Genomic DNA, 12,639 nt, shown 5'->3' with positions numbered 1-12,639 from the left:
CTTCTCATTCATTCTATTATAAAGGAAAAGCCTATGAATTGATACGTGCGGAAGGGAAGGACTTGACCGCAAATCCTTCCCCGTTCCGCTTATTCATTTGCTGCTTTTGACGTCTGGTCTGATTTTTGCAGTGAGAGCGATCGCATTTTTTCAATCTCCGCTTCCACATCATCTGCGAATTCTTTGCGTGTGAGTTCTGTGCCGGCTTCAGCTGACTTTGAATAATTCGCGCGGATTTCCATTTCCTCAATACGGTTTTCAATACGCAAAAATTCACGATACGCGCTTTCGCTGTCAATTTTGTCAAATGTCGTATTCATATGCTCTTTTGCCTTCGCTGCATTTGCACGGGCAATCAGCGCCTGTTTTTTATCCTTTACGTCCTGAAGCTTTGTTTCAAGTGCAGCCAGCTGTTCTTTCAGCTCAGCCAGCTGGCTGTTCGCTTGTTCATAGGACGCTTTATGCTCAGCCGCCTTCCCTTCTAAGTACTTCATTTCAGTTAGCGCCTTTTTCGCCAGTTCTTCTTCGCCTGAGTCAAATGCGAGCTGTGCCTGATTTTTGCGTTTTCCAGCCACTTCAGCTGCTTCTTCAAATTTTTTCTTGAATTGATAGGCAATCGTGTGCTGTTTTATAATCGTTTGTTTTGCTTTGGCAATGTCACTTTCCATATCACGTACATATTGATTCAGCATCACCTTTGGGTTTTCCATTTTATCAAGACCTTCATGAACTGACGCAACAAACATATCTCTGATTCTTTTTAATACCATACCTGATTCCTCCTAATATGCTGATATTATTTTTTCTTCAAAAATTCTTCCCATTCGTCATCAAAGTGAGATTGGTAGCCAGCTGAAGCCGGTTCAGGATCAAAAGATGACACACCGTTATCAGCTGATCCGTTTTTCATCAGCTTCCAGCCGTAATACACCATAGCGGCCGCCAGCGCAATTCCGACGACAAACGGAAGTGAACAAATGAGCATGATCGCTCCGATACCGCCCAAGATGATTCCTGTGATGGTTTTTCCTGCAGCAAACCTTTTGATTCCTGCGTATGTCATCAAGCCCCCGATGGCGAGCGGGATGATAAAGCCGAAGCTTCCTCCTCCAAAAAAGACGGAGATCCCAAATACAATTAATAAGAATCCGCCTATTGTTTTCTTGTTTATCTTCATGCAGATCCTCCTTTCGTTTTCCTTGTCTTCATCTTAAACAAATTAGCATTTGCGCAAAACGAATCAGAGATTGATTTTTATATAAGACCGGAGTCGTATCTTGTGCCAGACCCATAAGCACAAAAAAACGCCATGCACGAGGCATGGCGTTTCAAAACCCTTTACAGATGAACACTTGCTTCCCTTTCTTTGATCAGGTCGGACCGTTCTGCTTTAGCCAGCTTTGTGAATAGCAAAATGCCGATACCCGCAATAATTTCGACAACCCCTCCAACAGCGATCACAGGTCCTGAACCAAAGGCGTTTGCAGCATACCCGCAAATGACAGCTCCGGCAGGTATGGAAATATTTGAGATCATATGTATAACGGCGTAGACCTGCGGCTGATCCTCACTATCCACAGATGTCTGGATAATCGTGTACTCTGGAACATTAACAGCACTGACTGCGGCGCCAAAGGTAAACGCAGCGAGAAAGACGAGCGGCAAAAAGGTATTCATACCGGTAATAAAGAAAGCCAATCCTTCAATAATGCCGGCAGTTACAAATAACAGGCCGTATCTGTTTACTTTGACTTTCGCCAGCACAAATCCCAATAAAAACGCGCCTGCGGCGGTGGTAGCCTTTAAAAGCGAGTATACGATCGGCTGGCCGTTTAAATCTTCCGCAACGTAAACAGCTGAGAGCGCTTCCCAAGGGGCAGCCGCGAAATTCATAAAAATACAATAAATGGCGAGCGGATATAAAATCTGATGTCTTCTGACGAGCGTAAAACCGCGTTTCAGTCTTCCGATATATGTGCCTCTCTGCGTAACAGCAGCAGACTCTGATTGAGATTCAACCGCAGTGTACTTAATAAAAAGGACGAGAAAACCAGAAACCAAATAGAGAACAAGTGCGATAAGCATTGTATAAGAAGGGCTGATAAATGTAAGAAAAGCGCCGCATAACGTGACAGCTCCGAGCCGGACAATTTGAGCAGAGGACTGCAGTACAGCGTTTGCTTTTTGAATGCCCTCTTCATTTACGATTTGGGGAATCAAAGCTATGGAGGCGGGATTGTAGGCGGCGCCCGTAGCAGAATGCACAATCATAAGCGTCATGACAAACCACAGCGGAGAAAAGCCCGCAAAATGACACAGAGGAATAATCAAGACAATCGCAGCCCTTGTCAGATCTGAAAAGTACATCCAAAATTTCAGCGTGTTCTGTTTCATGAAAGGACCCGTCACAGGTGCCAGTACAGCTTCCGGCAGAAAGGTAACAGCAATCAATAAAGCAGTCCCGATCGCACCTTTGCCGTCATAAATTAAAAACCATAATATTGAATTAAATGCGAACATATCGCCGGATATCTTGACTATTCTTGAGAAAAAAAGATAATTGAAATTTCTCTTCCAGATGCTATCACTTTCAATTAAATTCACCATCTATCAGAGCCCCCCACTGCCTATTTTTTACATCTATTTGTTCCAATATCTCATTTTTCCATTTTTCAGTCAATAATTCATAAGGTTCATTTTTTGTCGTAAAATGGGAGATTGACAGAATGAAAAACAAAAAAGCCGGCATGTAGGGAATACGCCGGCTTTTATTTTCTCTTTTTATGATTCGCTGCTGTTTCGGTCCCGAAACACAATAGCACTTCTTTCATATTCTACATCGTCAATGCCGCTTCTTACGTTCACAACCCGTGCGGCGGCAAAGAAATAGTCGGACAGACGATTCAAATAACGAAGCACTGTTTCATGGATCTCCTCCGATTTCATCAGCGCCACCACTCTGCGTTCCGCCCGCCTAGCAATGGTGCGCGCCGCATGGAGAAGCGAAGCGCCCTTCGATCCGCCCGGAAGAATAAATTTCTTCAGTTCTGGCGCTTCTGATGTATAGGCATCAATGCGCGTTTCTAAAAAGGAAACGGATTCTTCCTTTAGTTTGTAGTCTTTTCTTTCTGTGACAATTGCCAGATCGCCTCCGCAGTCAAACAGCTCATGCTGGATGATCAGCAGCTCGGCTGTCAAATCTTCAAAGCCGGGCTGCCCGGAAAGCTCTGACAAAGCAAGCCCAACAAAGCTGTTCAGCTCGTCAATCGTCCCGTAGCTTTCGACGCGGAGGCTGTCCTTGTCCGTTCTGCCTCCGACTAAGCTCGTTTGTCCCTTATCGCCTGTTTTTGTATATAGTTTCATACATGTGTCTCCTTTACAGACTTATTCAAACAGCTCTGCAGCCTCTTTTACACATTCAGCTGTTCCTATCTGTATCAATTGATTCAGCCGCTTTTCTGTGTTTTCAGATTGCTGAGTTTGTGTCGCAGCGATGAGAATATCACCCTCTACCCGTCCGTCTCCCAGCACTTTCATCCGTTCTGCTTCGGCAGTCATGAGAGCTCTGACAAAGCATTGATCTGCCGCATAGCCGTTGATCAAAATCCATATCGAAAAGCCGGTCATGACACATATCAAAATGGATAGCTCTCCATCTTCATACGTTCGATACACGAAACGGTCAAGCCTTCCCGGAGAAGCCATCGCACAAGTTTCCGGCAGATGAAAACCGTTTTCTGACAGATAGGCCGTAAGCCCTTCTATAGGATCTGACTGAACTGGCAGCCGTTTATGGATCAGCGTCCTGCTCCATGAAAACCCTGCACCGACAGGCGCTGAGGACAGTGTACGGAGCGGGATTTCCGTTTGCAGAAGAATGTCATCATGCCCCGTTTGAAGCAAAGATTCAAACGGGATAAGCTGCTGCTTCACGCTGTCTTTTTCAGGCTGTATCGCAATCATCGGTTTTGGGGAGCTGTGATGGACCAAGGTGGTGACATCTGTATCGTACACGGCCTTTATGTGATGTTCTGTGACCGCATATTCCGGCTTTTGCTTAGGCCCGGCTGTACCATTTTTCATAAACAAGAGCTCATCACAGTACAGGCTCGCGGTGTTCAAATCATGAAAAACGCTGACAGCTGCCAATCCGTTTTCTCTTGTCAGGCGTTTGATGAGATCAAGCAGTTCTTTTTGATAAGCCAGATCGAGAAAATTTGTCGGCTCGTCCAAAAATAAAATACGCGGCTGCTGCGCCAAAGCTTGGGCCAAATACACCCGCTGCTGTTCCCCTCCGCTTAGATCGCGGATCGATTTTCCTGCAAAAGCGGCCACTCCGGTTTGCTCCATTGCTTCCTGTACAATGGCTTCATCCTTTTCAGTCTGCTGTCTGAACAGCCCTGTTTGGAATGGATATCTGCCGAAGGCTACAGTTTCTTTGACGGTAAAGGTAAAGGCTTGATCCGTTTTTTGCGGCAGGACGGCCATGATTTGCGCCAGTTCCTTCGGTTTATAGTCTGCCAGCGGTTTGCCAGCCAAATAAACACTGCCTTCCTTGGCCGGCAGCGTACCAGTCAGCAAGTGTAAAAGCGTGGTTTTTCCGCTTCCATTAGGGCCGAGAATACCGAGAAATTCACCCTTCTCCACTGTTAAGCTGACATTGTTGATCAGCCGGCTGTCTCCGTATCCTCCCGACAGCCCTTCTGCCTTCATCATAAGCTTCTCCCCCCGCGGTGCTGCCGAATTAAAATAAGGGCAAAAACAGGTGCCCCCGCCAAGGACGTAATAATCCCAATCGGCAGTTCAATCGGCTCAATGATCGTTCTGGAAAGCAGATCAGCTAAAACAAGAAAACCTGCTCCGAGCAAGGCGGACAGCGGCAGTAAATGCCGATGGTCCGTTCCCCACAAAAGCCTTGTGATATGCGGAATCACAAGACCGACAAAGCCGATCGTGCCGGATACAGCCACAGCGCTTCCCGTCAAAAGAGAGCCAGCTATCAAAATCAGCATTTTTCTCTGCTGAACACTGACTCCGAGAAGCTTTGCTTTGTCTTCTCCATATGTCATTACGTTCAGCTCTCTTCCATTGACGATCAGTAAAACGGTTCCCAAAAGAAAAAACGGGAGAAACAGAACAACATAACTCCAGCCCCTCATGGAGACACTGCCGAGCAGCCAATGCACAATCGGCAGCAGGTTGTCGCCTGTCAAAGCAATGATAAGAGAAATAAATGCGCCCAAAAAAGAGTTAATGATGACACCGGTCAAAATCAGGGTAGAAACAGACATTGAAGCATGAACGAGGCGGCTGAAGGAAAGGACCGCCGCCATCGTGGCAAGTGCCGCGGCTACACTCACAACCGGGAGTGTAAACCCTCCGATAACAGGAAGCTGCAGGCTAAAGAATAGGGTCACAACCGCTCCGACTGAAGCACCGGATGAAACACCAAGTGTGTAGGGGTCAGCAAGAGGATTTTTCAACAGCCCCTGAAAAGCAGCCCCTGCGATAGAAAGAGCCGCCCCCACAAGGGCGGCCAGCACAACTCTCGGCAGTCTGATATTCATCATAATATTGGTGTACATCGGGTCATCAGAACCGATAGAGCCGCCAAAGCCTTCATGCCAAAAGACACGAAAGATAGCAGGTATAGGAATTTGCAGGCTGCCGCAAGAAATTCCTAATATGATGCTCACGGCTAAAAATGAAAAACTGATGATATATGCGGAGTAACAATTATTCCTTAAACGTATCCGGGTAAATGCTTTCCGCAAGTTCTTCGACCCCTTCGATCAGACGGGGGCCGGAGCGTGTCACAAGATCAGGATCCACATCATACACGCGATGATGTTTCACAGCATCGATTTCGCTCCAGCCATCGCGTTTTTCCACTGCTTTCGCTTTCACTCCGTCCGTTGTAACGATAGCATCAGGATTGAGTTTTACGATCGCCTCGTCTGTCATTTGCACCCAGCCTGTTTGGTCCGCTGCTACGTTTTTAGCATGGATGACATTCAGCATTTCATTCATAAACGTGTCTTTTCCGGTTGTGTAAATGTCAGGATCAGGAGAAACCTCGATAAATACGCTTTTCTCCTCGTCTTTTGAAATGGTTTTCGCTTTTTCTTGAATATCCTGCAAATCTGATTTCATGCTTTTCACGAGCTGATCGGCTTTTTTCTCTGCCCCGGCAGCTTCTCCGATCATTTCGATTGATTTGTACACCTCGGAAAATGATTGTGCATCATTGACAGTCAGCACGGTAATGCCCGCGTCCTTCAGCTGTTTGATGGCATCCGCTGACGCTGACATGGAAGACTCATGGGCAAGAACGAGATCCGGCTTGAGAGAAATGACTTTCTCAACGTTTACATTCATATCTCCGACCTTATCAACCTTTTTGACTTCCTTTGGATATGTATCGTTTGTGGTGACGCCAACCACTTTGTCACCGAGGCCGAGAGCGTATGTAATTTCTGTGTTGCTAGGCATTAATGAAACAATCTTTTTCGGCTCCTTTTTGATTGTCACATCTTGATTTGACGCATCATCAATGGTGACAGGAAACGCTTCTGTCTTTTGTTTTGCCTTGGAGTCCTCCTGATTTGCAGCATTTCCGCAGCCTGTCATCATAACAGCAGCCAGCAGAAGCGCAGTCCATATTCCGGCTAGTTTCTTCATAACCTTTCCTCCTAAGTGAACTAAAAAAAGCATCTCTACGATGGTAAAGATGCTGTAAACAACACAAAAAAGCCTATTGTTTACACATCATCTGTCCTCGCAGACTTCGTGCTGATCAAACAGGCAGGTATCCTGGCTCTTGGCGCTATGGCCAATTACAGTGGCGGGACCGCACCGGCTTTTACCGGTTTCCCTATTAAGCCGGCTGTTGTTCACGGACCGGCACCTATTTGACATTCGTATCCTTTTTTCGGAGTAATTATACTATATGACTGACAGGCTTGTATATGCGTCCTGAATGACTTTTCACCCGGTATATGTATGGAAGCAAAATCCTCGTAAACACTAATTTTGTTCTTGTATACTTAATACCATCATGTATAAAAAGGAATGATTCTTATGGATTTAAAGCTAAAAGACAAACTCGTCTTAATCACCGGCTCGACTTCAGGTATCGGGAAAGCTGCAGCAAAAAGCTTTCTGCAAGAGGGTGCGGCTGTCATTGTCAACGGACGCAAACAAGAGACTGTCGATCGCACAGTTGAAGAGCTTTCTGCATATGGAACCGTGCACGGTGCGGCTGCCGATTTGTCAAAAACAGATGAAGCAGCGGCTTTTATTGAAAAAGTAAATGAAATCGGTGATATCGATATCCTTGTCAACAACCTTGGTTTCTTCGAGGTAAAAGACTTTGCCGATGTAACAGATGAAGAGTGGAATCAATATTTCGAAGTGAACGTGATGAGCGCGGTTCGGACAAGCCGTCACTTCCTTCCAAAAATGCTTGCCAAAAACAGCGGACGCATTTTAAATATCGCAAGTGAAGCAGGCATCAAACCGCTTCCAACGATGATTCCATACTCCATGACAAAAACGGCGCTGATCAGCCTTTCAAGAGGGATGGCTGAAATGACGAAAGGCACGAATGTGACGGTCAACTCAGTGCTTCCGGGGCCCACTTGGACAGAGGGCGTCGCATCCTATATGGAAGGTGCCGCACAAGCTGCCGGCCAGGATACAGATACATTCATTAAGGACTATTTTAAAGTCAATGAGCCGACTTCTCTTATTCAGCGATACGCGACAGCAGAAGAAGTTGCTAACACGATCGTATTCCTCGCGTCTGACGCCGCATCTGCCATCAACGGCACGGCACAGCGTGTGGAAGGCGGCATTATCCGTTCTCTGTAATATGCAAAAAACGCATCCGTATTTCGGATGCGTTTTTTTATACGTCTCCAGCGAATGGAACCGGCTGGTACCCGCCTGTTTCCAATTTTGCTGAAAACAATCCTCCCGCATGAGGCTGCTCGTATCTTTCTGTTTCTGTCATTTGTTCCGTTGCCGTTGTAATGTAAAGGGTTTTTAAGTCCCTGCCGCCGAACGCGCAGCACGTGACATATTTGGCCGGCACGCTGATTGAATCGATTTCTTTTTTCTGAAACGGATCAATGTGAACAACGCGGCTGCCGCCAAACAGCGCCACCCACAGCATGCCATTTTGGTCGATTGTCATGCCGTCCGGCAATCCGTCTGATTGATCAAAACGATAGACGGGTTCTGGATTTGAGACACCTCCGCTTTCGGGATCATAGCTGTAACGCACAATCTCCTGCGTCGGCGTGTCGATGTAATACATCAAATTCCGCTCGCGATCCCAATCCAAACCGTTTGAGGTAGAGACTTGATCTTTGATTTTGGCAAGACTGCCATCTAGGTCCAAACGGTACAGCGAGGCCTGTTTTTGTTCGCCTTCCATGCTCGTCGTCCCCGCCCAAAGCCGTCCGTACGGGTCACATTTAGCGTCATTAAAACGCAGGCTCTCATGCATGTCCTTCGGCTGTTTGATTTTTTCCAGGCTGTCATCCTGAAGATGATACAGGTAAAACCCGTCCTTCATCGTCATAATCAGTTCATCCTTTGCGTATTTCGCAAGCGCCGTCACAAAGGATTTAAATTTGATCGACCGGTTGACTTTTTCTTCAGGGTCGAAGATGTGGAGCTCGCTCCCTAAGATATCAACCCAATATAAGCGGCCGTTTTCTTCATCCCATAACGGGCCTTCACCAATGACTGCCCTAGTGTCTGCTTCCAATACTGCATCCATGTGCTACACCTCTTTAGCTTCAGTCTACATATTGTTATTCCCGGCAAAAAGGTGTCCAAACCACATGTTTATTGTTTTTTGAAAAGGATGGTGATGACTGATCCAATGTTTATTCTGCTGTTCACATGAATCGTCCCGTTATGCAGATGGACAAGCTCCTTGGCAATCGCAAGCCCGAGGCCCGTTCCGGCAGCAGGATCTTTTGTGTTCGTCCCTCTGTAGTAACGGTTAAACAAATTGGTGATCGTTTCTTCATCCATTCCCTTCCCATTATCCTTTACCTTCAAAGAAATATGATTTTTTGCTTGTTCCAGAATGACCTGAATCTCCGTTCCTTTGTCGTTGTGCTTCACGGCATTCCCCAGCAGGTTTTCTAATATGCGCCTGAACCACGCTTCATCAAGCGCAAATTCAATATGCTCTTCTTTGGATACAAAGGAGATATCATACCCTTCAGAAAATGGATTTTTCTTAAAATCCTCAATGACATTTTTAAAAAACGGGATAAGGCTTGTGAGCTTTCTCTCAATTGGAAGAGCATCATTTTTCAGCCGATACGTTAAATTTAAGTCTTCAATCAGCTTGGACATGTATTCAGATTTTTCTCTGACAACCTGTCCCATTTCTTTCACTTCTTCCGGCGACCAATCATACTGCTTCGACTCGAGCATCATGCTGTAGCCGTAAATGCTGCTAAGCGGTGTTTTTAAGTCATGCGACAAACCGGCAATCCATTCTTCCCTTGTCGCCTGGATTTTTTCTCTGTTTCTTTTATCCCGCCTCAGCGTTTCAGTCAGCTGATCCATTGATTCAAAAATCTCACCGAAGAAGCGGTACGGCTGTTTGATTTTCCCCTTTTTGTTTTTGCTGATAGGACGGCCTTTCCGGTTTTTCGGTTCCTCGAGTTTCCCTTTAGATAGATTGACCAGCCATTTAATCGTGTGAAAAATCGGCAGCCCGAATCGGAACATATACCAAACAGTCATCCAAATGATATACAGGAACAGAACACCCATAATCAGGAACATCGCCTTTAGCACAACCTTCAGAAATGATTTGTTAAACTCCTGATCGGTTACATAGACAGGGTTCGGCACCGTAGCGACCATCCATCTGTCTTTATTAAGGATCTTAACGGAAATTTCCCGTTTATAGTTCCAAGGTTTAGAGCTGTATTTGAGCAGCTCCAGCTGGTTCATCGTTTTTCTTTCACTTTTTGTGCTGTTGATGCTGTGGATAATGTTTCCATTGCTGTCTAATAGGTAAATGGCACCTTTTTCCCGCTTAATATAGTCGATGGTACTGGACTTATAATGTGCTAGAGAATCTATCTTTTGTTCTCGCTTTTCAACGGAAGTCAGCAGCTGTTCGCTCTTTGATTTCCAGCCGGACAATAGAAGATACGACTTATCTTCAATATTGATGGCCCAGTAATTCAGCTTATAGTTATGAAGCTTTTTGGTTTTATAAATAGACAAAAGCTCTTTCTTGGTATAGGTGCCGGGCACGTCTTTCGGCACGCTGTACGAATAAGCGGTTTTCCCTTTCGAATCAATGATTTGCATCCAGCCATGCTGTTTATCGACAGATTTCTTCAGAAAATTATCCACTTCCCATGACCCATCTTCGTTTACATCGAGATATGCTTCAAGTGTGTCAGTTGTTGCCTTTGTCAGCCCTGAATTGGATTCCGCATCGCTAAACCGAGCGTCTAAATAGAAAAACGAAGCAACAAGCATAACCGTAAGCAGCAGGATTACAATTAGCATCTGCCCGAAAAAGTGAAACAGAAACTTCCATCTTAACCTCATGACCGCTTGCCTTCAGGATTTGGGATAAAACGATAGCCGAGACCGCGAACGGTGACGATATACTCCGGATTGCTCGGATCGCGCTCAATTTTTTCCCGAAGCTTGCGGATATGAACCATAACGGTGTTATTGTCGCCATAGGAAGGATAGCCCCAAACTTTTTCATAAATTTGATCTTTGGAAAGCACCACATTAGGATGTTCACAAAAATACTGCAATAGCTGCAAAAGCTGAGCTGAACAAGCGACAGCTTCCCCGCCTACGATCAGCTCGGCATTTTGCGGAGAAAATGTAAAATAATCATATGTATAGGTTTGATTTGAGCTCGTTTCTTTCGACTGATATGTGCGCTTGAGGTGCGCTCTGATCCGCGCTGCTAATTCCAGCGGATTAAATGGTTTTGTGATATAGTCATCAGCCCCAACCGCAAAGCCCGACAATTTGTCCGCGTCGGATGATCTTGCCGTCAGGAAAAAAATCGGAGCATCTGAATACTCTCTGATCAGCGTGCAGGCTTCAAAACCGGACATTCCGCCCATCATAACATCCAGCACGATCAAATCAACCTTATTGGCCTTCACAACCGGAATTGCTTCTTCTGCGCTTGCAGCATCCAGTATATTTCGATAACCTTCTTTTTCGAGAACGCGTTTGATCATGTCCACAATCGCTTTCTCATCGTCTACGATTAAAATTGACGCATTTTCCACTTTTATGTTCCTTTCTGTCACTGTTTTTTTCATCTTATCATTATATCGTTTATTTTTGGTACATTTTTGAATAGGGAAAGTCTGCCGGGCATGACAAACAGAAAACGGGAACATGGAAGTTCCCGTTTATTCGTATTTTCAGATGAAAGTTATGAATTCTCGTCCACCATATACAAAATAAACTCCCAAAACCCCGGAACGTCCTGGCACAAAAGCATATCAGCCTTTTCAAACATTTTGATCTTCAGCTCCTGCTCCAAATCTTCTCTTTCTTGGTAGGACGTATTGCTGAGTTTTTTTCTGATCATCGGCGAAAAGCATGTAATCAGATGTTCAATGTCATACATGTCGTCTTTTTGTTTCTTTTGTTCAAACTGGCCGTTCACAGCTTACTTTCCCCCTTTTTTTGCGCCGCTAGCTGCTTTCTGATATTCTCAAGCCCCTTTTTATGAATGTTGGAGATGTTTTGCCGTGACTCTCCTAATGAATCCGCAATCTCCTGCATCGTGGCACCGTGAAGATAGACTTTTGTCAGCACGCTTTTTTGTTTGTCAGTCAGCTTCTGGATCGCTTGATAAAGCTGATAATCCTGGACATGCTGGCTCAAATCATCCTGCCGGTCTAAAAATGCTTCAAACGCATCACTTCCTGTTTCGGAAGGAAGGCGTTCTCCTGCTTCAGGATGATCAACCGTCAGCGGATACCGTTTTTGGTTTTTGCGAACCCGCTTATCAAAATCAATAGAAAAGATGCGAATCATTGAATTCATATACTTGACGATGCGGATCTCCTTATAAAATTGCCTGAATTGCTCGTCCAATGATTTTGCATCTTTTTCGTTCGGGCTTTCCATTAGGTTTTTGAACAAACGGTAATGCTGAGGATTGCTCAAAAAATGCTTCACGATGGGATGCTTCATTATCTCCTTACATTTTGACCGCAAAAGACCTTGATAGTCCATCAAACCGCCTCCCTACTAAATTAAATGAAGGAAAGCAAAAAAAAGTAAACTACTACTTTCTGACTAGCGCTTGTGCAAATGCTCCGGCTGCAGTTTACGTTTTCTTGGATTTCCTTCACTTACATACATGACTGCCAAAAAAGAAGGGAGGTATTTTCCATGGATCAGGTTTTTATAGAGGAAGTCGTAAAACAGATCGGTAATCTGGGGTTTCCTGCGCTGATTGCAATGTACCTGCTGACCCGATTTGAGAAAAAGTTTGATCAGCTGATAGAACTGATGACAGAGCTGAAAGACCAGAAAGCAAAAAATTAATTTTCAATCGAAGTTGACTTTTTACTGTTTTTTTTCACTTAACAAGACAGAAGG

Annotated in this window: 14 protein-coding genes and 1 riboswitch; of the genes, 2 read left to right on the top strand and 12 right to left on the bottom strand. The window is 45.1% G+C overall.

All coding sequences use genetic code 11. From position 1 onward, the window contains the following. Positions 1–89: 89 nt before the first annotated feature. The 7 genes from liaH to KHQ79_RS07585 all read right to left on the bottom strand — a co-directional run bounded on the left by liaH (position 90) and on the right by KHQ79_RS07585 (position 6,681). The gene (liaH, locus tag KHQ79_RS07615) at positions 90–770 is read right to left on the bottom strand and encodes a stress responsive protein LiaH (RefSeq protein WP_060399459.1); all 681 of its coding nucleotides are present in this window, start codon (positions 768–770) and stop codon (positions 90–92) included. Positions 771–796: 26 nt separating this feature from the next. Continuing rightward, positions 797–1,177, bottom strand: a complete 381-nt coding sequence (liaI, locus tag KHQ79_RS07610; protein WP_003240759.1) for a cell envelope stress-induced membrane anchor protein LiaI — start codon at positions 1,175–1,177, stop codon at positions 797–799. 161 nt (positions 1,178–1,338) lie between these two features. After that, a complete protein-coding gene (locus KHQ79_RS07605) occupies positions 1,339–2,607 on the bottom strand; it encodes an MFS transporter (RefSeq protein ID WP_060399460.1) in 1,269 nt (422 codons plus the stop codon). Positions 2,608–2,781: 174 nt separating this feature from the next. Beyond that, on the bottom strand, positions 2,782–3,363 hold the full coding sequence (locus tag KHQ79_RS07600; protein ID WP_060399461.1) for a cob(I)yrinic acid a,c-diamide adenosyltransferase: 582 nt from the start codon (positions 3,361–3,363) through the stop codon (positions 2,782–2,784). A 21-nt stretch (positions 3,364–3,384) separates the two neighbouring features. Continuing rightward, on the bottom strand, positions 3,385–4,713 hold the full coding sequence (locus KHQ79_RS07595) for an ABC transporter ATP-binding protein (protein ID WP_225514859.1): 1,329 nt from the start codon (positions 4,711–4,713) through the stop codon (positions 3,385–3,387). Beyond that, positions 4,713–5,774 (bottom strand): FecCD family ABC transporter permease, encoded by a 1,062-nt coding sequence (locus KHQ79_RS07590; RefSeq protein ID WP_032732257.1) that lies wholly within the window; start codon positions 5,772–5,774, stop codon positions 4,713–4,715. Before KHQ79_RS07590 ends, KHQ79_RS07595 begins: the two co-directional genes overlap by 1 nt. Next, a complete protein-coding gene (locus KHQ79_RS07585; protein WP_003240753.1) occupies positions 5,737–6,681 on the bottom strand; it encodes an ABC transporter substrate-binding protein in 945 nt (314 codons plus the stop codon). Before KHQ79_RS07585 ends, KHQ79_RS07590 begins: the two co-directional genes overlap by 38 nt. 105 nt (positions 6,682–6,786) lie before the next feature. Continuing rightward, positions 6,787–6,926: riboswitch (cobalamin riboswitch) on the bottom strand. Positions 6,927–7,080: 154 nt separating this feature from the next. On the opposite strand from KHQ79_RS07585, the gene KHQ79_RS07580 reads away from it, so the two are divergent. Further along, positions 7,081–7,872, top strand: coding sequence for an SDR family NAD(P)-dependent oxidoreductase (locus tag KHQ79_RS07580; protein WP_225514677.1), 792 nt, complete (start codon positions 7,081–7,083; stop codon positions 7,870–7,872). Between the two features lie 37 nt (positions 7,873–7,909). On the opposite strand, the gene KHQ79_RS07575 is transcribed toward KHQ79_RS07580, so the two are convergent. The 5 genes from KHQ79_RS07575 to sigO form a co-directional block, all read right to left on the bottom strand. Continuing rightward, positions 7,910–8,788, bottom strand: coding sequence for an SMP-30/gluconolactonase/LRE family protein (locus KHQ79_RS07575; protein ID WP_225514676.1), 879 nt, complete (start codon positions 8,786–8,788; stop codon positions 7,910–7,912). 68 nt (positions 8,789–8,856) lie between these two features. Next, complete coding sequence (gene yvrG, locus KHQ79_RS07570) at positions 8,857–10,599, bottom strand: two-component system sensor histidine kinase YvrG (RefSeq protein ID WP_032732256.1); 1,743 nt, start codon at positions 10,597–10,599, stop codon at positions 8,857–8,859. Further along, on the bottom strand, positions 10,596–11,309 hold the full coding sequence (gene yvrH, locus KHQ79_RS07565) for a two-component system response regulator YvrH (protein WP_003243545.1): 714 nt from the start codon (positions 11,307–11,309) through the stop codon (positions 10,596–10,598). The genes yvrG and yvrH overlap by 4 nt, the downstream gene beginning before the upstream one ends. Positions 11,310–11,458: 149 nt before the next feature. Next, complete coding sequence (rsoA, locus tag KHQ79_RS07560; RefSeq protein WP_003240741.1) at positions 11,459–11,695, bottom strand: sigma-O factor regulator RsoA; 237 nt, start codon at positions 11,693–11,695, stop codon at positions 11,459–11,461. Next, the gene (gene sigO, locus KHQ79_RS07555) at positions 11,692–12,228 is read right to left on the bottom strand and encodes an RNA polymerase sigma factor SigO (protein WP_225514857.1); all 537 of its coding nucleotides are present in this window, start codon (positions 12,226–12,228) and stop codon (positions 11,692–11,694) included. The genes rsoA and sigO overlap by 4 nt, the downstream gene beginning before the upstream one ends. 201 nt (positions 12,229–12,429) lie before the next feature. On the opposite strand from sigO, the gene KHQ79_RS07550 reads away from it, so the two are divergent. Beyond that, positions 12,430–12,585: a YvrJ family protein gene (locus KHQ79_RS07550; protein WP_003221632.1), complete on the top strand. Its 156-nt coding sequence runs from the start codon at positions 12,430–12,432 to the stop codon at positions 12,583–12,585. Positions 12,586–12,639: the final 54 nt, after the last annotated feature.

It is taken from the genome of Bacillus sp. TSO22, assembly GCF_020223595.1.
In the GTDB taxonomy this organism is placed as follows: domain Bacteria; phylum Bacillota; class Bacilli; order Bacillales; family Bacillaceae; genus Bacillus; species Bacillus inaquosorum.
Note: the sequence above shows the minus strand (reverse complement) of the source record. Positions and strands in the feature narration are given on the sequence as shown.